This window comes from Mesorhizobium sp. WSM4884, from assembly GCF_029625675.1.
Taxonomy (GTDB): domain Bacteria; phylum Pseudomonadota; class Alphaproteobacteria; order Rhizobiales; family Rhizobiaceae; genus Mesorhizobium.
Window position 1 is genome coordinate 127,209 of record NZ_JARTVO010000014.1, and the last position, 17,544, is coordinate 144,752.

A 17,544-nucleotide genomic window follows, 5' to 3' on the forward strand; every position below is an offset into this window, starting at 1 on the left:
CGCCTAATCTTCATGGCGCAGCAGATAGCCGAGGCCGCGCAAGGTGGCGATCTGGACGCGCGAGCCTTCCAGCTTCTTGCGCAGGCGATGCACATAGATCTCGATGGCGCTGGGGTCGGCGTCGGTTTCGAAATCGTAGATCGCCGCCGACAGTGCGGCCTTGCTCACGGTACGCCCGGCCTTGACCACCAGCTGCTCCAGCACCGCATGTTCGCGCGGCGTCAGCGAGAGCGTCTCGCCGCCGAGCGAGAACAGTCTGGTGTTGGTGTCGAAGACGAGATCGCCACAGGAGATGACGGGAGCGGTCCGGTCGTTGGCGCGGCGCAACTGCACGCGGATGCGCGCTTCCAGTTCCTCGATCTGGAAAGGCTTGGCCAGATAGTCGTCGGCGCCTTCGTTGAGGCCCTTGACCCGGCCGTCCAGGCTGGCATTGGCGGTGAGCACGATCACCGGCACTGCATTGCCGCGCGCCCTCAGCCGCTTCAACACCTCCATCCCGCCCATGCGGGGCAGGGCGAGATCGAGGATGATGAGGGCATGGTCGCCGGCGGCGAGCGCATGCTCGACATCCTCGCCGTCATGGACGACGTCGACGACGTAGCTCGCCTGGCGCAGCGTCTTGCTCAGCCAATCGGCCAGTTCGCGATTGTCTTCGACAAGCAGCAGTCGCATGCGGCAGCAGCGTCCGAATTGGTCCTTTTGGTCAACCGATAATATCGATCCGCCCGCAAGGCAAACGCCGGCCCGAGGGCGACCACGGCGGCCGTTGAGCCGCTCGATCGGTCACGCAGGTCATAAAACCGAACGGTTCGGTTCAATTTATGTTGACGGATCGTGTAGCTCAGGTGAACGCTGGCTTGCCGTATCGGCACCTCAAACCGTCCCAGCTTTGCGATAACGCATTGATATTCAATAATAACATTATGGTCGTTTGCGTCGTTCGCGCAGTTTCAAGGTCGAACCGAACGGTTCGGTTCACAAATTTTCGTGATTGGAAACGGCAGCAGGTCCGACCCATCTCGGGGCTGTCCGAGCGACGCGAATTTCCATCACGGCACGCCACTTGACGGACAGGATTTTGAAAATCTGGAGTACCTAGAATGAACAAGATTGTTCTTACCGCCGCGGCCCTTCTCGTTGCCACGGGCAGCGCCTTCGCCGGCAGCGACCATTACGGGTCGAACAACGTCAATCAGCCGACCGCCAACCAGTCGGCCGTGATCCAGTCCGGCGACAACATCGACCGCGGCGTCACGGCTTCAATCCGCAGGCCGGACGACGACCGTGCCGAGCATCGCGCGTTCAAGCTGACGCCGGACTCGGTCCAGCCGGAATCCGGCCAGGGCATCTGGGGCCGCTAAGACGGTCCGCCCCGAGCCAACTCAAAAACATCAACCCTGGAGTAACCAAAATGACCAAGATCGCTGTTACCGCCGCCGCCCTTCTCGTTGCCACCGGGACTGCTTTCGCCGGCTCCGACAACTACGGTTCGGCCAACGCCAACCGGCCGGCCGCGTCGGTCGACACCTCGTACACTGCCTCGGTCAAGAAGTCGGATGCGAATGTCCAGAAGCCGGTCACCCAGGGCGCCGACCGCGACCTGTTCGGTAACCGCTGAACGGTTCAGGCCTTATAGACCTCAAAGCGGCGGGCTTGTCCCGCCGCTTGCTTTTATCGAGCCGGCTATGCGTTGCCCTGAATCAATCGACCAGCGCTTCCTTCCAACCCATTGTTAAAGATGAACTTTCCGGGTGATCCCTCGACGCGGGCGACGAAGCGATCAGCGAAGAAGAGATTGCGCCCCCGGAATAAATCCGGGCCGTTCCAGGTCTTGTCGGCAGCGGGGCCATCCTCCCAAGGCGCCGCCGATGAAACGACAGGACAAGGAACATTGAGATGACCAGGATCGCATTCGTTGCGGCCGCCATGCTCGTCGCTGCCATGGGCAGCGCCTTTGCCGGCAGCGACCACTACGGCGCCGACAGCTCCAACCAGCCGACCGCCGGCGCCGATCATATGATGACCAGCTCGATCCGCGTGCGGGACATGGCGCGCCACCAGACTTCGGTGCCGGCCGCAACCGGCCAGACCGTCGCCGACATCATTGCCCGGCATAACGACGACGGCCTTTGGGGCAAGTGACGGCACCTTCCTCCAAAACTCCCATCCCACACCCAACGACAGGAACTTCCGAAATGACCAAGATCGCTCTCACCACCGCAGCCATGCTTTTCGCCATCGGTTCTGCCTTCGCCGGCAGTGACCATTACGGCGTCGACAATGCCAATCAGCCCACCGCCGGCGTCGACCGCGGCCTCACCGCCTCGGTGCGCAAGCATGAGGCCGCCAAGCCGGCCAATGTCGACACCTCGATGACGACCGGAGCGGCGCCGTCGCAGGCCTGGCCGGACCCGGGCCAGGGCATCTGGGGCAATTGATATTTCGCCTCAGGGATTTTGCGGAGCGATGAAGCCGCTGATCTCCCCCTTTGGGGGAGATGTCCGGTCAACCCTCCGCAGCTGCTGCGGAGGACGGGCAGGACAGAGGGGGGGCGCGAAGGAACGCTGCCCGAGCAATTTCGTCTGACGGCCTGAGAGGCAGAACATCGGAGCGTCGGTGGGACAGCCCCCTTCTGCCTTACCAGGCAAATCCACCACAAAGGGAGATCAGCGGCCTCGGCGTCTATCCCAAATCCTTCGGCCGCACGAAATGAGTCAGCCGGGCGCTACCGAAATCAAGATTTGCCCAATCACCCTTCACCGTGAACCGCGCAAGCGCCATCGTCGGGAATTTCGCTTCGATTTTCTTGAATACGCTTTCATCCGATCCGGCGCCGGCGAGCCGCAGCGCAAAATTCTGCAGGCCGGGATTGTGGCCGATCACGATCAGGCTGGTGGCCTTTGCCTGTCGCACACGCGCCAGGATGGCGCCGGGCGCCGCCTCGTAGAGCTCCTCCACGAATTCCGCCCGCACATGCTTCGGCAGTTCCTGAGAGACCAGTCGCCAGCTGTCGCGGGTGCGCAGCGCCGGCGACACCAGCGCCAGGTCCGGCAGCCAACCGCGCCGCGAAAGCTCGCGCCCCATCAGCGGCGCCGTCTTCAACCCCCGCGGAGCGAGCGGCCGGTCGAAATCCTCAAGCTTGGGATCGTCCCAACTCGACTTGCCGTGGCGAAGGATAAGCAGTTGTCTCATCGGCTTGTTCAGGACCAGGGAATCTCGGCGTTGAAATCCTTGCTATATCCGCCACCATATTTTGCGCCCGTGGTGGCATCAAAGGCCGCCACCAGCGCACCGAAGACAAATAGGCCCACGCGGTGTTCACCACTATCCCACCTCACGGCAACATCTGCTTCGGTGATCGCCCATTGGCCCGATCTGACATGGATTGCACCGAGAACCGAACCAGCCTGGTCGCCTTCCGTCTGATGCAGGTAGAAATACGCCGTAGCCTCCTGCGTCGCGGTATCCTCATATTGGAAGACACCTGCGAGATCACCTTTCGTCCGGACCGCGCTGTCGAAAATATCCAAGCGGTGCGTCCTTAAAGCAGAGTTGAAACATCGCGCGCGCCATGCACGATACGCACGATCTCGATCCGTTCCTCGGCGAGCCGGTAGAGAATGACGTAGTTACTGATGGTCAGCGCGCGTGTATCGGCCCCGATATCGGGTCTTCTCGGTCCGGATTCAGGGAAGACGGCAAGCTGCAGGATGCGTTCTGCAATCGCATCCAAGAAATGATCGGCCGCACGCGGGCTGTCCTTGGCAATAGAAAGCCAGATGTCGGTCAGGTCATTCTCAACGGCCGGGCTACGGATGATCGGCAGGTCTGCCATGGACTACTTTTTGGCAGTATCGATGAGACGGCCTCGGACCTTTCGCTTGATATCCTCGATATCAAAAGGAACAAATGGGCCGCTCTCCAGTCCCTCTGTCCAGGCCCTGCGCAACCGCTCCACTTCGGCTTCGCGGAGCGGTTGACGCAAGCGCCACTCGCGCAGCGCTTCGCGAATGACCTCGCTCGCCGAGCCATAGCGGCCGCTTTCGACGGCGTCCCTGACCATCTCCAGAAGCTCCGGCGAAAGCGCCACGCTTACTTTTTCAACTGCAGCCATAGAACTATCTCCTTAGAAAGATGGTAGCAATTATTGCTACCATTCTCAAGGACTCTACGGCGTGATCCGCGCCAGCTGTTCGAGGTCTCTCTCTTCGCGCAGCGGGTCCGGCGCCATCACCACCGAGGTGGCGTTGTCGGCGTCGTCGGCGAAATGGGCAAGCACGGTGTGGCCCTTTTCCATCTGCGCCTTGCCCTCGGCGACCAGACCCAGCGCCAGCGGGTAGAGCCGGTGTTCCACCTTCAGCACCCGCGCGGCCAAAGTGTCCTCATTGTCCCCGACCATCACCGGCACGGCGGCCTGGGCGATGATCGGGCCGTCATCCATCTCGGGCGTGACGAAATGCACCGAGCAGCCATGGATGCGCACACCGGCGCGGATGGCGCGCGCATGCGTGTCCAGCCCTTTGAACGCTGGCAGCAAGGCAGGGTGGATGTTGATCATGCGCCCCTGCCATTTCTCGACCAGGCTGCGGCCCAGAATACGCATATAGCCGGCCAAAGCCACGATCTCGGCACCGAAGCCGTCGAGCGCGGCGTCGAGCGCGGCGTCATGCGCGTCCTTGCTCGGATGGTCGGCGCGCTGGATGACCTTGGTGGCGATACCGCGCGACTGCGCGATGCCGAGGCCGGCTGCATTCGCGCGGTCCGAGATGACGCCGACGATCTCGGCCGGGTAGGCGGGATCGGCGGCGGCCGCGATCAGCGCCGTCATGTTGGAGCCGCGCCCCGAGATCAGGACGACCGTGCGCTTCCTGCTCATAGGCCGATCGAGCCCCGATAGATGACGCCGGCGTCGCGGCGCGGCACGATGCGGCCGATCGGCGTCACAGTCTCGCCGGCCTCCTGCAGCACCGCCGCCACCTGCGCCGCCTGGCCGGAAGCGACAGCGAGGATCATGCCGATGCCGCAGTTGAAGGTGCGCATCATCTCTTCCGGCGCGACGCCGCCGGTCTTGGCCAGCCACGAGAACACCGGCGGCACGTCGATCGCCTCGAGGTCGAGCTCGGCGGAGAAATCCTTGGGCAGCACGCGCGGGATGTTTTCCGGAAAACCGCCGCCGGTGATGTGGGCGAGCGCCTTGATGCCATGCGTGTTGCGGATCGCCTTCAGGATCGACTTCACATAGATGCGCGTCGGCTCGAGCAGCGCCTCGGCAAGGCTGAGTTCCTCGTTGAACGGCGCCGGGTCGTCCCAGCCAAGGCCGCTCGCGGCAACGATCCGGCGCACCAGCGAAAAGCCGTTGGAGTGGAGGCCCGAGGAAGCGAGGCCGAGCAGCACGTCGCCCTCGACGATGTCGTCGGTCGGCAACAACTGGCCGCGCTCGGCCGCGCCCACGGCGAAGCCGGCCAGGTCGTAGTCCTTGTCGTGATACATGCCGGGCATCTCGGCGGTCTCGCCGCCGATCAGCGCGCAGCCGGCCTGCCGGCAGCCCTGCGCGATGCCGCCGACGATCGAAGCACCCTGGTCGGGGTCGAGCTTGCCGGTAGCGAAATAGTCGAGGAAGAACAAAGGCTCCGCGCCCTGCACGACGATGTCGTTGACGCACATGGCGACCAGGTCGATTCCGATCGTGTCGTGCTTGCCGGAATCGATGGCGATCTTGAGCTTGGTGCCGACGCCGTCATTGGCCGCGACCAGGACCGGATCGGTAAAGCCGGCAGCCTTCAAATCGAACACGCCGCCAAAGCCGCCGATCTCGCCGTCGGCGCCCGGCCGGCGCGTCGCGCGCACCAGCGGCTTGATCTTCTCGACCATCAGGTTGCCGGCATCGATATCGACGCCCGCCTCGGCATAGGTGAGCCCGTTCTTGCGCTTGGCCTTGTCGCCCTTGCTCATCGTCGGCTCGTCCCTGTTTCCATTGCGGGCTCTTCGCATGAATGGTTTCGGGGAGCAAGGATGACGCGCAGGTGAGGGAGTTTGTTCCCCCGGAAGTGCGGTGATTGGCGAAGTCCGAGGCGACAGCTGATCTCCCCCCTGGTGGGGAAGATCAGCAGCTCCTCCCTTGCGTCCACCCCCCATCTCCCTCATCTATTTCCCAACAAAGGCCACGACGGGACATCACGTGACCATCCCCAACATGATCACGATCATGCGTCTGCTGCTGGTGCCCGCCGTGGTGCTGGCGATGCTGAACGCGCGTTGGGACTGGGCCTTTGCCGGCTTCCTTGTCGCCGGTATCTCCGATGGCATCGACGGCCTCATCGCCCGCCGCTATCGGTCGTCCTCGCGGCTCGGCGCCTATCTCGATCCGATGGCCGACAAGCTTTTGCTGGTCTCGGTTTTCGTCGTCATGGGCTTTGCCGGCGAGCTGCCGCTGTGGCTGGTGGTGACCATGGTGTCGCGCGACGGGCTGATCATCTGCGCCGTGCTTTTGTCCAGCGTGATGAGCCATCCGGTCGAGATGAAGCCGCTCTTCGTGTCCAAGGTGAACACCGCCGTGCAGATCGCGCTGGCGGCGCTGGTGCTGGGCGAGCTTGCCCTTTCCGTCCATCTCGATCCGGTTCGGCCGGCGCTCATATTGCTGTCCGGGGTCTTGACCGTGGCTTCGGCCGCGGCCTATCTCGTGGCCTGGCTAAGGCATATGAGCGGCTATGGCGAAGGCTCCGACAAGGGCACCTGACAGCGAAGCCTGGACGGCCGCGGCATCGACCGCGTTGCGCCGGCAGATCGCGTTCTGGCTGATCGTCGCCGTGCTTCTGGCGTTGTTCCTCTACATCTTCTCGGGCATCCTGTTGCCCTTCGTCGCCGGCATGGTGCTCGCCTATTTCCTCGATCCCGTCGCCGATCGGCTGGAGCGGCTGGGGCTTTCCCGGCTGATGGCGACGGTGGTGATCCTGATTGCCTTCATCGTCGTCGTCGTGCTGGCCTTCGTCATCCTGGTGCCGGTGCTGGCCACCCAGATGGCCGATTTCGCCCGCAAGCTGCCGGAATATCTCACCCGGCTGCAATCGCTGATCACCAGCTTCGATCCGAAATGGCTGGAGCAGCGCTTCGGCGTCAACGCTGCCGGCCTGCGCGACGGATTGAACTCGCTGCTCACCTCCGGCTTCAGTCTTTTGACCACGGTCTTCACCTCGATCTGGAGCTCGGGCGTGGCGCTGGTGTCGGTGGTCAGCCTCTTCGTCGTCACACCGGTCGTCGCCTTCTACATGCTGCTCGACTGGGACCGCATGGTGGCGGTGGTCGACAGCTGGGTGCCGCGCGACTATGTCGAGACGGTCAGGGCGCTCGCTCGTGACATCAACACCGCCACCGCCGGCTTCGTGCGCGGGCAGGGCACGCTCTGTCTGGTGCTCGGCGCCATGTACGCCACCGGCCTGACGCTGACGGGCTTGAATTTCGCCATCCTGATCGGCTTCTTCGCCGGGCTGATCTCCTTCATCCCCTATGTCGGCTCGCTGACCGGCCTTGTGCTCGCCGTCGGCGTCGCCTTCGTCCAGTTCTGGCCGGACTGGACCATGGTGGTTGCCGTGGCCTGCGTGTTCTTCGTCGGCCAGTTCATCGAGGGCAACATCCTGCAGCCACGGCTGGTGGGCAAAAGCGTCGGCTTGCATCCGGTCTGGCTGATGTTCGCGCTGTTCGCTTTTGGCGCGCTGTTCGGCTTCGTCGGGCTGCTGATCGCGGTGCCGGCTTCGGCGGCGATCGCGGTTCTGGTGCGCTTTGCGATTTCGCGCTATCTCGAATCTCCGCTCTACAAGGGCCATGCCGCCGAGCCGGCGCCGCCGCTGCCGGCGGATCGCGGCGGCGGGCATCGTTCGGCGCGCAACTGAAATGGCCGATCAACGAACCGATCCGCCGCGCCAGCTGCCGCTCGATCTCGGCCATGGCACCGGCTATTCGCGCGACGAGCTCGTCGTCTCCGGTACCAACGCAGAGGCGGCGGCACTTGTCGACCGCTGGCCGGATTGGCCCTCGCCGGTGGTGGTGCTCGCCGGCCCTCGGGGGTCCGGCAAGACGCATCTCGCCCAGATATGGCTGTCCCATGCGAACGCGGTTGCCATCGACGCCGGCCGGATCGGCGAGCACATAGGCGGGCTCGGCGCCAGCCCGGCGCTCATCGACGATATCGACAAAAGCCCGATCGACGAGCAAGGCCTGTTCCACCTGATCAACACGGTGCGCGGCGCCGGTTCCACGCTGCTTCTGACGGCACGGCGCTTTCCCTCCGCCTGGCGCGTCACGCTGCCCGACCTCATCTCGCGGCTGAAGGCGGCGGCGGCGATCGAGATCCACGAGCCGGACGACCTTTTGCTTGCCGGCGTCATCACAAAGCTCTTCGCCGACCGCCAGATCGAGGTCGAGCCGCATGTCGTGCAATATCTGGTGCGGCGCATCGAGCGCTCCCTGGCGACCGCGATGCGCGTCGTCGAACGCCTCGACCGCGCCGCGCTCGAGCGCAAGACGCCGATCACCCGCGCCCTTGCCGCCGAGACCGTCAGCGCCATGGACGAAGGGCAGGGCGAGTTCGATATTTAGTGCAGGCGAGCCAGGCTCCCGAAATCCTCCGGATTGGAATACAAGCGCAAAATCGCTAACGAGAGCGATGGAGCCAGATGCCAGCCATTATCATCCCAGCCTTACCGGACGAAATTCACTGTGCTCTGCGCGCTCGGGCGATGATGCGTGGCCGCAGCATCGAGGCGGAAATCCGGGTTATCCTCGAAGAGACTGTTAGGTCCGAAGGACGGATCAAGCTGGGCTCTCTGCTGTTCGACATCGCGCGCCGCGCCTGTGTGACCAACGAAGACATCGAGATTCTGGAACAGAAGCTGGCCGATTCTCGAACTGCGCCTTGAGATGCTGAGGCCTACAGACAGGATTTGTCCCATTCCGAGACGATCTCGCTGGCACTCATCTTGCACCGTCAGACATGCCGGTTGACCCCGGCCCCGGTCGCGTTCCAGATCGGGTTGTAGGCTCGCCGGGCTCGAGGTTGTTGGGGACTCGCCCGGCGGGTTTACGGTCGTTCTCGCTCTTCAATTGAAGTGGACCAGAAACGGTCTATTTGAAATGGACCAGATAATGGTCCAGTAGGGACGATCATGCGAATATCCGTGACAGACGCCAAGGGCCAACTGACCGAGCTGGTGCGCCGTGCCGAAGCGGGAGACGAAATCATCCTGACCCGTCACGGCCACGCGGCCGTGCGCCTGGTTCCAGTACGAGCCGCACCGGACCGCAAGGGGCGGCGGGCGTTGCTGGAGGCCGCCCGCACGGCAGGCGCGGCCAAGGCCAGTGCCGGCCCTTCTGCCGCGCGTAGTCAGGATTTCCTCTATGGCGACGACGGCCTGCCGGAATGATCGCGGTCGATACGTCCGCGTTGATGGCCATTGTCCTCGACGAGCCGGAGGCTGGTGCCTGCGCGGCGGCGCTCGAGGCGGAAGACGAGCTTCTGATATCGGCGGGAACCGTGGCCGAACTGCTGATCACCGCCGTCACGGCTGAAGCCAATCTGAGCTGGACTGCGTTGTTGTGGCCACCCGACGCAGCACGGGCCGCCGGGCAGCCGGGCCAGGAAACTGGTCGGAGTGGCGTGATTCGAACACGCGACCCCCTGATCCCAAATCAGGTGCGCTACCAGGCTGCGCTACACTCCGACGTTCGCGGCGTATAGGGTTCCGAAGCCCGGAAGGCAACCCAAAAACGGAAGCCACGCGTCGAGAACAGCGCCTCAGCGCTTTTGCCTCGCAATCCTGGCCGCGATCGCCGCGCCCTGGATGCGGGCATTGGCGAAGCAGCCGCGAATGCTTGGCCGCATGCCGGTGAACCAGAGGCCCGGCAGCTTCGGGTCGCTGGCCGCGCCGTTGAACAGCGGCACACCCTTGGCATCGAGCACGCCGAGTCTGCCGACCATCGTCTCCAGCCCGGTGCGATAGCCGGTGGCGGCAATGACGATATCCGGCGCGATTGTCTGGCCGTTCTCGAGAACGACGCCGTCAAGCCTGAATTCCTTGACTTGCGGTACGACGATGATGCGGCCGGACTTGATCGCATCGACCGCTCCGTCGTCGGCGGCGATCGCCGTATAGTCCGAGCCGAGCCGGCTCGCGCCGCCCGACGGGGCAGGGGGCAGGCCGAATTTCCTGAGGTCGCCGAAGACCAGTCGCTGCGTCGCCGCCATCACCGCATCCGCCAGTCGGGCCGGCAGGCGCGCCATGACGGGCGAGAAGCGATGCACGGCAACCTTGCCGATGCGCTTGGGCAAGAGCGACGGCCCGTTGCGCGCCGAGAGCCACATCTGCCCCGTCTCGACGCCGGAAAGATGGTTGAGCGCATCGAAGCCGGAATTGCCGGCGCCGACGACCAGCACTTTTTTCCCGGCATAGTCTGTCGCCCGGCCAAAACGCGCCGAATGGACGATCTTGCCCGAAAAATTCTTCATACCTTTCCAGGCCGGGATGAAGGGCTGCCGGTCTCGCCCGGTGGCGATCACCACGTGGCGGGCCGCACGCGGTCCCGTGCTGGTCTTCACCAGCCAATGGTTGCCGCGGAATTCGATTTCATCGACGATGACGCCGAAGGTGATCGGCAGCCGGTGCGTCTGGGCGAAGTCGTTGAAGAGGCGGATCACCGCGCTGCGGTGCGGAAAGGCAGGAGTGCCTTTCGGAAAGGAAACGCCGGGCAGGGTCGAGAGGTCGCGGTGCGTGTTGAGATGCAGGTTCTCATGGCGATGGTGCCAGGGCTCGGCCAGCCGTCCCTCGCGCTCGAGGATTTCGGTGGCGATCCCGGCCTCGATCAACGCATGCGCCACCGCCAATCCCGCCGCGCCGGCGCCGATCACGATCGCGCCTTCGAGGATCGCCGGCTCGCCTGTCCAATCCGACGAGATTTCCGCTTCCATGCCCATTCTTGTCTTTGTCGTCGTCATGGCCTTCAGGTGCCACGGCCATGTATCCGACATATGCCGCCGACAAGGCAATGGAAATAGACCGTGGTTGCAAAGAGCCCCGGCATTGTGTCGCGGATAGGGAAGGTTAAAAGCATGTCTCCCGCAAGTGGGAACCGGTTTCGGGATAAAGACATGCGTAAAATCAAGAACCTAAAGCGCAGGGAGCGTATCTGAAAGATCGCGACGCGCTTTTAGCCGTTTCGGCCGTTCGCCGGATCGGCGTGGCGATGCACCAGCTTGAAGGCGCCGTCCTCAAGCCGAAAGACTTCCGTCACCCGTAACGTCATCTCGGCGGGCTGGCCGTTCTTGCCCATGCGCGCCTTCGCGTGCTGCAGTCCGGTCCAGAACGCCAGCTCGCCGCTCGCGGAGGCCTGCAGCACCTCGAGGTCGGTGCTGCCGCCTTCGTGGAAGCTGGCGGCGTCGCGCTCGTAGCGCCCGGCGACGGCGTCGGCGCCTTCGAGATGGTCGCCGCGCGGCGAAAAGAAGGTGGCCGGCTCGCTATGGGTGACGATCGCCTTCAGCGACGTGGCGTTGCCGTTGACATAATCCTCGGCGATCTTCTCGCGCTGCTTCATGAAGGTGTCGAAGGACGAGCCGCCCGGCCGCACGGTTCGGATCCATGTCTCCAGCGCGCCCATGAAATTTTCCAGGAAGGCGGCGGTGTCGCCGTTCTTCACCGAGCCGCTGTCGTCGAGCAGCTCCGCGACATTGCCGATATAGGCTTCCGGCTGCTGCATCACCGGCATGTCGAGGAAGACGAAGGTCTGTCTGAGCGCCTGGTTGGAACCGAGGGCGCCGATCTTGCTCGGGCTGACGCTGACGACGCCGGCGGGCAGGCCCTTGAAGACGTTCTTGCCATAGGGACGCGAGCCGACATCGAGCGCGTTCTTCAGGCCGCCGGGGATCGAACGGTTGTATTCGGGCGTCACGAACAGCACCGCGTCGCACTCCCTGATGGCGGTGCGGAACGCCGACCATGCGGCGGGCGGCGTGTCGCCGTCCAGATCTTCATTGTAGAGGGGCAATTCGCCGATCTCGATGAAGCGGCAACGCAGCGAGTCCGGCGCGCGCACCGCCAGCGCCTTGGCGATCTTGCGGCTGAAGGATTGGGCGCGCAGGCTGCCGACAAGCACGGCCAGCTGCAGGACGGGATGTTCGGTTGTCATGGTCATGGCGCTGTCCCGGACTTGTTGACGAGGATGGCGACGCTTCGCGGCGCTCGGCCCGCACCGCGGGGCGAGACCGATGGCCGGAGCGGCCGGTCTGGTCACCTGACTTTCCGTTAATGTCCGGGCCCGCGCCTGGTTCCCCTTATCGGCCATGATGGCTTGCCGGCCGTGACCGCTCGGCAAGCCATGGCCGCTTGCGGGCGGCGCCGTTGCACAGTATTGACGGGTTGGCGCGCGGCCCGGAGGTTCCGATCCGGCCTCTCGGACGCGCGCCGAAAAAGGGTGCCCGGTCGTCGGGCGGCAAAGAGGTGGTCATGTCCGCGCGCATTTTCAGCCCAGCCAAAACCGCGATGCAGTCCGGCAAGGCCAAGACCGGCCATTGGGTGCTGGAGTTCGATCCCGCCCAGCGCAAGAAGATCGACCCGCTGATGGGCTACACGACCTCAGGCGACATGCTGAGCCAGGTGCGGCTCACCTTCGACACCAAGGAAGAGGCGGTGGCCTACGCCGAGAAGCAGGGCATCGCCTTCCGTGTCGAGGAGCCGAAGGAAACGAAGCGCCGGCAGATTTCCTATTCGGACAATTTCCGCTATGACCGCAGGACGCCCTGGACGCACTGACCCAGTGGTCGAGCGTCCCTCGGCATGAGTGGCATCAGCCGGCCCCGGCCGGCCAGCGGTCCCGTAGCTCAGCTGGATAGAGCACCGGCCTTCTAAGCCGATGGTCGCAGGTTCGAATCCTGCCGGGATCGCCAATTCGAGCTTAGGCTTTGCTTGCACCGGGAATCCCGTCACAGTTCGATGGGTAGCGCCCACATCCGTGCGCTGTTCGGGGGGCAATTGAATGAATTTTGAGGAAGTCTGGCGGATTCGCGAGCAAGATGTTTACCCAACCATCTTTGGCGGTGAACAACGGGGCATCTTTGTGCTGCCACGCGAGCTGTTTGAACAGAGGTTCGGCATAACCGAGGTCGACCCACGATGGCTCTTCTACGGTGTGTTCGAGCACGGACCGACGCCGGAAAGGCCGTATTGGCTTTATGTCACGTCTGGCCATTCAAATCCTTGGGAGCAGGAAGAGGAAGCTTACGATCCTGATGGCGAATCCGGAGCAGGGATCGAGTTCATTCTCGCCTCCACGGAGCGTGGCGATTGGGCGATCCGTTGCCTGCAGAACCTGCTGGCGTTCGATCTGCTCCTCGGCGCCGGCCATTTTGGCGGTCGCGGGCCTTTGGCCGAGGGCGATAGGATTCCGCTGCGCTCGCCTATCAACGGCGTGGAAAGCTGTCTGGTCCGAAACGTGGTCGTCAGCCGCGCCAGCTCTCTTCCGCTTGGCTTTACCTTGCCGTCCGGAAGAGTCGAATTTTTGGCCTTCGTGGGTACGACCGATAGCGAATTGGATTTTGCCAAGGCAAAGGGGAACGACGCGCTCGTCACACGGCTTCGGTCATCCGGCTTCTTCCCTGTGATAAATCCGCATAGGCAGTCCGCCGTCTAGCACCGTCAGCCGGCGCTCGCCGGGTTGTCATGAACACTTTTTGCTTACAGAATCTTGACATGTGTATGCTCTCTGCTTACAGATCGACATGATCAAGTCGTTCAAGAGCAAGGCGCTGGCGGAACTGTTCTCAACCGGGAAAACCGGGAAGATCGACGCCAAGATGCATAAGCGTATCCTTGTCAGGCTTGACCGTCTCGAAATTTCCGAACGGCCTGAAGACATGAACCTGCCAGGTTTTGATTTTCATGCTTTGAAAGGCTTCGACCCGACCCGCTACACGGTCCATGTGAATGGCCCGTGGTGCATCACATTCGAATTCGACGGCAAGGATGTCGCCCGCGTCGACTTCGAGCAATATCATTGAGGCGAACAGATTGGAGAAGTCGGTTTATGAGCGAGCACAAGCCGAAGCGTCCGATTGAGCGCTGCCCGTCCCACCCGGGAGCGCTGCTTGAGGACATCATCCCGGCAACCGGAAAGACCAAGGTGGAGATTGCCAAGCTGCTCGGGATCTCGCGGCAACAGCTCTACGACATCACCCGTGAGCGGAAGCCGGTTTCGCCGGCCGTCGCGGCGCGGCTCGGAAAGATGTTCGGCGACGGCGCCGCCATCTGGCTTCGCATGCAGGCCGCTTATGACGCTTGGCATGCGGAGCGGGAAGTGGACGTAAGCGCCATTCCGACCCTGCACGCTGCGTGAGTCCGTAACTGGATTCGCCATTTGTCGGCTGCCTTGGCGCGAATTGCGCCGCAGGCGAGCCTAAGCGCCTGACATGCTTGCCGTGGTCGAGAGGCTCAGGCCTTGGCCCACCGATCATTGGCTGGCGACATGCGAGAGGTTCTGGAGGCCACGCCAGTCCAAGGCGTATCCGGTTCCGGTTTCTGCTCGACGCGCCCTTTGTCGCCGATCTCTCTGGCCAGCGCCAATGCTTCGGCCCAGTCCTTCGTGGCAAGGATGGATTGCCAATACCACGTCTCGAATACGCTGACGACGTAGGTCATTCCCAAGAGCCTCCCGGCTTCAGCGACACAGGTCTGCCGGATTGGAGGTCACCGTCGATACGGAGGTCCGCCAACCGCTGCCCTGTCAAACTTGGTGGTCAACGCATCCCGATACTTTCGCCCGCTGAATAATACTTGGCTTGCACGGCGCTTGGAAATGGACCTGCAGTCCTGCGACATGTGCGACCCAAGTCTGAATTGAACAGTCCGACCTGCTCGCGACGAGCGAAGGAGTTCCTGTGCGATCGGCAGGCGATGCTTTGTACCTGGGCCAAAGGCCGAGGCCGCTGACGCGCGCCCTTCAATTGACACCCTCGGCCAACCTCGGCTCGACCGGAATGTCACCGCGTGGCGCTCGGCGAGGAATTCCATGCTTGAAGACGCGCGCGGTGGTCAGTATATCCGCGCCAAGGAAGCGGGGGCTTCGGGGTGTTACAGGAAAGTTATCTCGAATTTATATTGCGCTGGCATCTGTACCGCAGATGGCATCGTCCGCCGCGCCCGAAGAGGCAGGCCGAGTTCGATTTTCATCGGCTGATGAAATCCCTTCCGCGTCGTGGCCTTTTCATCGACCTCGGAGCCAATGTAGGCGATGTGACCCGGCATGCTCTCAGCTACGGCATGAGGGTAATCGCCTTTGAGCCGGACCCCACGGCCCTCGAGATTTTGAGGGACCGGTTCGGCAGTGACGAGCGGGTGACGATCATTCCAAAAGCCGTGGGAGGCTCAGCCAGGACGGCGATCCTTCATCAGAGGCCGGACACGCAAAATGTTCGGATGACGGAGTGGTCGTCTCTGTTCGAGGTGCCCGAGCACGCGAACGGCCGCGCCGTTGAAGTCGAGGTGATCGATCTGGTGCCGTTTCTGAAAGGGCTCGAAGAGCCGATCAGCGTTATCAAGATGGACATCGAGGGTGCCGAGGCCGAATGCATCGAGGCTATGCTCGATGACGGCATCTACCGGTCGATTGGGCATGTTCTGGTGGAGACGCACGAAAGGCTGTCGCAGGATTTGGCCGACAGGATCGCCGCGCTTCGCGACCGCATCGGCAGAGGGGGCATCAAGAACATCGATTTGGGCTGGGGCTGATTCGGGCTGCGCCCGAAAGGATTGTGGTGGCTCATCTGTGGCTATGTCGCAGAAGGCTGCGGGTGAGGTGCAAAATGTCCATGTTTTCCAATTGGCTGAGGGATGTCCGCGGCAAATTGCCGGAGAATGTGGCCATCGGCCGCCACACCTACGGTGTGACGTGGCGAAAGATCCTGTTCCCGTCCAAGGAAGCGCCGTTAACGGTCGGGGCCTTCTGCTCGGTCGCGGGCGACGTGCTTTTCATGTGCTCCGGTCAGCATCCGACCGACAGCGCCACCTCGTTTCCGATCTACAGCCGAATGCTGAAGCAGCCCGAGCCGATCGGCAATGGCGGCAGACCTGGCGGCATCACGATCGGCAATGACGTCTGGATCGGCCACGGCGCCATAATATTGCCAGGGGTGAAGGTCGGTGACGGTGCGGTGGTCGGCGCCGGAGCCGTGGTCACCAGGGATGTGCCGTCCTACGCGATCGTAGGCGGGTCTCCGGCGCGGCTGATCAGATACCGCTTTTCTCAAGACGTCATCTCGAACCTGCTGGCGATCCGGTGGTGGGAGTGGGACGACGGCAAGATCAAAAAGGAAGCCGGAACCCTCACCGGCTCCATCGAGAAGCATTCCGTGGCAGGCGCCGCGACCAAATAGGTTCAACAAACGGTTCGAATGGCCAACTCGTGTTTCTTTCTGGCGGCGGACGCCAAATACTTTCCCTACGCCTGCCTGGCGGCTCGCAGAATTCTGGACGTCTCGCGCAAAATGACGCCCGGCTTCATCATGCATGTCGGGGCAAGCAAGGACGATATCGACATTGCCGATCGCTTGCTGAAAGACCGCATCCGGATCGTGGACGTGGCGAACTTCATGGCTGACTCCGGCTACTGTTTTCGGCCGGGGAGCGTCGCCACCTTCATCCGGCTGTTCGCCGACCGGTTCCCCGAATTCGCGGCATACGATCGCATCGCCCATATCGACTGCGACGTCCTGTTCAACCGCGACATTGCCGATCTGGTGGACCAGCCAATCCATGCGCACCTGCTGGCGGCCCACGACGACTACATGTATTTCCGCCCGGGTTACCGGAAAGAGATGTCGATGCAGCCGGGCGCGCCTTATTTCAATGCCGGCATCATCGTCTTCAACATGCCGCCGGTGCGCGAGCAGGACCTGTTGAGCGAGGCCCGCAGGCTCGCCGTCGAAGGGCAGATGAACGACCAGAATGCGCTCAACATCGTCTTCGAGGGCAAGTGGCAGACGATGCACCCGAACTGGAATCTGATGTCGAACGGCACGAACGATTTTCGGTTCTCCCAGGCCTATGCCCGGCATTTCGCGGGCGGCAAGCCATGGGGCAACCAGGTTGGGGTGGAACTCGACGCGCTCGGGATCTGGCGCGATCTGGCAAAGGACACACCATGGGGCAAGCCCTTCGAGCAGCGCGTGCCGTTCGAACGCGGCGTGATCAAGCGTTTTCTCCGGCGTTTTGACGTCGTCGCGGGCCTCTTCGGCAAGGACGTCCAGCGCCGCCGCGCCAGATACGACGGCAGGAAGATGCATGAAATCTACGCCAGGCAAGCGGACGAGGGAGCCATGGCGGTTCAGTTTCCGGAAGCGCTCGGCGGGTTCGACTGATCGACGCGCCGGAACCGTCCGCTCGGTCGCGTCCTGTGGATAGTAACCTCCCGTTCACCACGACCTTGTCTTTGCGTTGAGGTCCGAGGTCCGACTCGCCGAAATGAAAAGGCCTGAACAACAGGCGCCCTGAAGCCCAGCGGCCGGCGTTT

The 17,544-nt window shown here is 63.0% G+C and carries 25 protein-coding genes, 2 tRNA genes and 1 pseudogene; 17 read left to right on the top strand and 11 right to left on the bottom strand.

What is annotated here, in order from left to right; translation table 11 throughout:
* Positions 1–3: 3 nt before the first annotated feature.
* Positions 4–672: a response regulator gene (locus P9236_RS21505; RefSeq protein ID WP_278076547.1), complete on the bottom strand. Its 669-nt coding sequence runs from the start codon at positions 670–672 to the stop codon at positions 4–6.
* A 428-nt stretch (positions 673–1,100) separates the two neighbouring features.
* Between P9236_RS21505 and P9236_RS21510 the strand changes: the two genes are divergently transcribed.
* The 4 genes from P9236_RS21510 to P9236_RS21525 all read left to right on the top strand — a co-directional run bounded on the left by P9236_RS21510 (position 1,101) and on the right by P9236_RS21525 (position 2,438).
* Positions 1,101–1,361: a DUF680 domain-containing protein gene (locus P9236_RS21510; protein ID WP_278076548.1), complete on the top strand. Its 261-nt coding sequence runs from the start codon at positions 1,101–1,103 to the stop codon at positions 1,359–1,361.
* Positions 1,362–1,411: 50 nt separating this feature from the next.
* Positions 1,412–1,618, top strand: a complete 207-nt coding sequence (locus P9236_RS21515; RefSeq protein ID WP_278076549.1) for a DUF680 domain-containing protein — start codon at positions 1,412–1,414, stop codon at positions 1,616–1,618.
* 278 nt (positions 1,619–1,896) lie between these two features.
* Positions 1,897–2,142: a DUF680 domain-containing protein gene (locus P9236_RS21520; protein WP_278076550.1), complete on the top strand. Its 246-nt coding sequence runs from the start codon at positions 1,897–1,899 to the stop codon at positions 2,140–2,142.
* Positions 2,143–2,195: 53 nt separating this feature from the next.
* Positions 2,196–2,438 carry a DUF680 domain-containing protein gene (locus tag P9236_RS21525; RefSeq protein ID WP_278076551.1) on the top strand — a complete coding sequence of 81 codons (243 nt, stop codon included), beginning with the start codon at positions 2,196–2,198 and terminating at the stop codon, positions 2,436–2,438.
* A gap of 244 nt (positions 2,439–2,682) precedes the next feature.
* Here the strand turns inward: P9236_RS21525 and P9236_RS21530 are convergent, their stop codons facing one another.
* From P9236_RS21530 to purM, 6 genes are read right to left on the bottom strand one after another with little or no spacing between them, the layout of a single operon-like run.
* On the bottom strand, positions 2,683–3,192 hold the full coding sequence (locus P9236_RS21530) for a histidine phosphatase family protein (protein ID WP_278076552.1): 510 nt from the start codon (positions 3,190–3,192) through the stop codon (positions 2,683–2,685).
* An 8-nt stretch (positions 3,193–3,200) separates the two neighbouring features.
* Entirely contained in the window at positions 3,201–3,530 is a 330-nt protein-coding gene (locus P9236_RS21535; RefSeq protein WP_278076553.1) for a hypothetical protein, read from the bottom strand.
* Between the two features lie 11 nt (positions 3,531–3,541).
* Complete coding sequence (locus tag P9236_RS21540) at positions 3,542–3,835, bottom strand: type II toxin-antitoxin system RelE/ParE family toxin (RefSeq protein WP_278076554.1); 294 nt, start codon at positions 3,833–3,835, stop codon at positions 3,542–3,544.
* 3 nt (positions 3,836–3,838) lie between these two features.
* On the bottom strand, positions 3,839–4,114 hold the full coding sequence (locus P9236_RS21545) for a type II toxin-antitoxin system ParD family antitoxin (RefSeq protein WP_278076556.1): 276 nt from the start codon (positions 4,112–4,114) through the stop codon (positions 3,839–3,841).
* Between the two features lie 54 nt (positions 4,115–4,168).
* Positions 4,169–4,876, bottom strand: coding sequence for a phosphoribosylglycinamide formyltransferase (gene purN / locus P9236_RS21550; protein WP_278076557.1), 708 nt, complete (start codon positions 4,874–4,876; stop codon positions 4,169–4,171).
* Positions 4,873–5,952, bottom strand: coding sequence for a phosphoribosylformylglycinamidine cyclo-ligase (purM, locus tag P9236_RS21555; protein WP_278076559.1), 1,080 nt, complete (start codon positions 5,950–5,952; stop codon positions 4,873–4,875). Before purM ends, purN begins: the two co-directional genes overlap by 4 nt.
* Positions 5,953–6,178: 226 nt before the next feature.
* Between purM and P9236_RS21560 the strand changes: the two genes are divergently transcribed.
* From P9236_RS21560 to P9236_RS21580, 5 genes are all read left to right on the top strand, one after another.
* Positions 6,179–6,736: a CDP-alcohol phosphatidyltransferase family protein gene (locus P9236_RS21560; protein ID WP_278076560.1), complete on the top strand. Its 558-nt coding sequence runs from the start codon at positions 6,179–6,181 to the stop codon at positions 6,734–6,736.
* Complete coding sequence (locus P9236_RS21565) at positions 6,708–7,886, top strand: AI-2E family transporter (RefSeq protein WP_278076561.1); 1,179 nt, start codon at positions 6,708–6,710, stop codon at positions 7,884–7,886. Before P9236_RS21560 ends, P9236_RS21565 begins: the two co-directional genes overlap by 29 nt.
* Before the next feature lies 1 nt (position 7,887).
* Positions 7,888–8,592 carry a DnaA regulatory inactivator HdaA gene (hdaA, locus tag P9236_RS21570; RefSeq protein WP_278076562.1) on the top strand — a complete coding sequence of 235 codons (705 nt, stop codon included), beginning with the start codon at positions 7,888–7,890 and terminating at the stop codon, positions 8,590–8,592.
* Between the two features lie 77 nt (positions 8,593–8,669).
* Entirely contained in the window at positions 8,670–8,912 is a 243-nt protein-coding gene (locus P9236_RS21575; protein WP_278076563.1) for an Arc family DNA-binding protein, read from the top strand.
* A 246-nt stretch (positions 8,913–9,158) separates the two neighbouring features.
* A complete protein-coding gene (locus P9236_RS21580; protein WP_278076564.1) occupies positions 9,159–9,416 on the top strand; it encodes a type II toxin-antitoxin system prevent-host-death family antitoxin in 258 nt (85 codons plus the stop codon).
* Positions 9,417–9,636: 220 nt separating this feature from the next.
* Here P9236_RS21580 and P9236_RS21585 read toward each other — a convergent pair.
* From P9236_RS21585 to P9236_RS21595, 3 genes are all read right to left on the bottom strand, one after another.
* Positions 9,637–9,713, bottom strand: a tRNA-Pro gene (locus tag P9236_RS21585).
* 74 nt (positions 9,714–9,787) lie between these two features.
* Positions 9,788–10,984, bottom strand: coding sequence for an NAD(P)/FAD-dependent oxidoreductase (locus P9236_RS21590; protein ID WP_278076565.1), 1,197 nt, complete (start codon positions 10,982–10,984; stop codon positions 9,788–9,790).
* Between the two features lie 212 nt (positions 10,985–11,196).
* A complete protein-coding gene (locus P9236_RS21595; RefSeq protein WP_278076566.1) occupies positions 11,197–12,177 on the bottom strand; it encodes an NAD(P)H-dependent oxidoreductase in 981 nt (326 codons plus the stop codon).
* Between the two features lie 311 nt (positions 12,178–12,488).
* Here P9236_RS21595 and P9236_RS21600 point away from each other — a divergent pair, with 311 nt between their 5' ends.
* The 5 genes from P9236_RS21600 to P9236_RS21620 all read left to right on the top strand — a co-directional run bounded on the left by P9236_RS21600 (position 12,489) and on the right by P9236_RS21620 (position 14,373).
* Positions 12,489–12,794, top strand: coding sequence for an ETC complex I subunit (locus P9236_RS21600; RefSeq protein ID WP_126084876.1), 306 nt, complete (start codon positions 12,489–12,491; stop codon positions 12,792–12,794).
* A gap of 57 nt (positions 12,795–12,851) precedes the next feature.
* A tRNA-Arg gene (locus tag P9236_RS21605) sits at positions 12,852–12,928 on the top strand.
* A gap of 89 nt (positions 12,929–13,017) precedes the next feature.
* Positions 13,018–13,671 (top strand): suppressor of fused domain protein, encoded by a 654-nt coding sequence (locus tag P9236_RS21610; protein WP_278076569.1) that lies wholly within the window; start codon positions 13,018–13,020, stop codon positions 13,669–13,671.
* An 88-nt stretch (positions 13,672–13,759) separates the two neighbouring features.
* Positions 13,760–14,038, top strand: a complete 279-nt coding sequence (locus tag P9236_RS21615; RefSeq protein ID WP_278076570.1) for a type II toxin-antitoxin system RelE/ParE family toxin — start codon at positions 13,760–13,762, stop codon at positions 14,036–14,038.
* Between the two features lie 26 nt (positions 14,039–14,064).
* Positions 14,065–14,373 (top strand): HigA family addiction module antitoxin, encoded by a 309-nt coding sequence (locus P9236_RS21620; RefSeq protein WP_278076571.1) that lies wholly within the window; start codon positions 14,065–14,067, stop codon positions 14,371–14,373.
* A 95-nt stretch (positions 14,374–14,468) separates the two neighbouring features.
* On the opposite strand, the gene P9236_RS21625 is transcribed toward P9236_RS21620, so the two are convergent.
* Positions 14,469–14,675: a hypothetical protein gene (locus P9236_RS21625; protein ID WP_278076572.1), complete on the bottom strand. Its 207-nt coding sequence runs from the start codon at positions 14,673–14,675 to the stop codon at positions 14,469–14,471.
* Positions 14,676–15,104: 429 nt separating this feature from the next.
* Here P9236_RS21625 and P9236_RS21630 point away from each other — a divergent pair, with 429 nt between their 5' ends.
* From P9236_RS21630 to P9236_RS21640, 3 genes and pseudogenes are all read left to right on the top strand, one after another.
* On the top strand, positions 15,105–15,764 hold the full coding sequence (locus P9236_RS21630; protein WP_278076573.1) for an FkbM family methyltransferase: 660 nt from the start codon (positions 15,105–15,107) through the stop codon (positions 15,762–15,764).
* A gap of 326 nt (positions 15,765–16,090) precedes the next feature.
* Positions 16,091–16,342 (top strand): annotated as a pseudogene (locus P9236_RS30875) (DapH/DapD/GlmU-related protein); the annotation flags it as partial.
* Between the two features lie 84 nt (positions 16,343–16,426).
* Complete coding sequence (locus tag P9236_RS21640) at positions 16,427–17,392, top strand: glycosyltransferase (RefSeq protein WP_278076575.1); 966 nt, start codon at positions 16,427–16,429, stop codon at positions 17,390–17,392.
* The last annotated feature ends 152 nt before the right edge of the window (positions 17,393–17,544 follow it).

Bases quoted from the DNA above. Each gene is read 5' to 3' on its own strand.
- P9236_RS21505 (WP_278076547.1), bottom strand. From the start codon at position 672: ATGCGACTGCTGCTTGTCGAAGACAATCGCGAACTGGCCGATTGGCTG.
- P9236_RS21510 (WP_278076548.1), top strand. From the start codon at position 1,101: ATGAACAAGATTGTTCTTACCGCCGCGGCCCTTCTCGTTGCCACGGGC.
- P9236_RS21515 (WP_278076549.1), top strand. From the start codon at position 1,412: ATGACCAAGATCGCTGTTACCGCCGCCGCCCTTCTCGTTGCCACCGGG.
- P9236_RS21520 (WP_278076550.1), top strand. From the start codon at position 1,897: ATGACCAGGATCGCATTCGTTGCGGCCGCCATGCTCGTCGCTGCCATG.
- P9236_RS21525 (WP_278076551.1), top strand. From the start codon at position 2,196: ATGACCAAGATCGCTCTCACCACCGCAGCCATGCTTTTCGCCATCGGT.
- P9236_RS21530 (WP_278076552.1), bottom strand. From the start codon at position 3,192: ATGAGACAACTGCTTATCCTTCGCCACGGCAAGTCGAGTTGGGACGAT.
- P9236_RS21540 (WP_278076554.1), bottom strand. From the start codon at position 3,835: ATGGCAGACCTGCCGATCATCCGTAGCCCGGCCGTTGAGAATGACCTG.
- P9236_RS21545 (WP_278076556.1), bottom strand. From the start codon at position 4,114: ATGGCTGCAGTTGAAAAAGTAAGCGTGGCGCTTTCGCCGGAGCTTCTG.
- purN (WP_278076557.1), bottom strand. From the start codon at position 4,876: ATGAGCAGGAAGCGCACGGTCGTCCTGATCTCGGGGCGCGGCTCCAAC.
- purM (WP_278076559.1), bottom strand. From the start codon at position 5,952: ATGAGCAAGGGCGACAAGGCCAAGCGCAAGAACGGGCTCACCTATGCC.
- P9236_RS21565 (WP_278076561.1), top strand. From the start codon at position 6,708: ATGGCGAAGGCTCCGACAAGGGCACCTGACAGCGAAGCCTGGACGGCC.
- hdaA (WP_278076562.1), top strand. From the start codon at position 7,888: ATGGCCGATCAACGAACCGATCCGCCGCGCCAGCTGCCGCTCGATCTC.
- P9236_RS21575 (WP_278076563.1), top strand. From the start codon at position 8,670: ATGCCAGCCATTATCATCCCAGCCTTACCGGACGAAATTCACTGTGCT.
- P9236_RS21580 (WP_278076564.1), top strand. From the start codon at position 9,159: ATGCGAATATCCGTGACAGACGCCAAGGGCCAACTGACCGAGCTGGTG.
- P9236_RS21590 (WP_278076565.1), bottom strand. From the start codon at position 10,984: ATGACGACGACAAAGACAAGAATGGGCATGGAAGCGGAAATCTCGTCG.
- P9236_RS21595 (WP_278076566.1), bottom strand. From the start codon at position 12,177: ATGACCATGACAACCGAACATCCCGTCCTGCAGCTGGCCGTGCTTGTC.
- P9236_RS21600 (WP_126084876.1), top strand. From the start codon at position 12,489: ATGTCCGCGCGCATTTTCAGCCCAGCCAAAACCGCGATGCAGTCCGGC.
- P9236_RS21610 (WP_278076569.1), top strand. From the start codon at position 13,018: ATGAATTTTGAGGAAGTCTGGCGGATTCGCGAGCAAGATGTTTACCCA.
- P9236_RS21615 (WP_278076570.1), top strand. From the start codon at position 13,760: ATGATCAAGTCGTTCAAGAGCAAGGCGCTGGCGGAACTGTTCTCAACC.
- P9236_RS21620 (WP_278076571.1), top strand. From the start codon at position 14,065: ATGAGCGAGCACAAGCCGAAGCGTCCGATTGAGCGCTGCCCGTCCCAC.
- P9236_RS21625 (WP_278076572.1), bottom strand. From the start codon at position 14,675: ATGACCTACGTCGTCAGCGTATTCGAGACGTGGTATTGGCAATCCATC.
- P9236_RS21640 (WP_278076575.1), top strand. From the start codon at position 16,427: ATGGCCAACTCGTGTTTCTTTCTGGCGGCGGACGCCAAATACTTTCCC.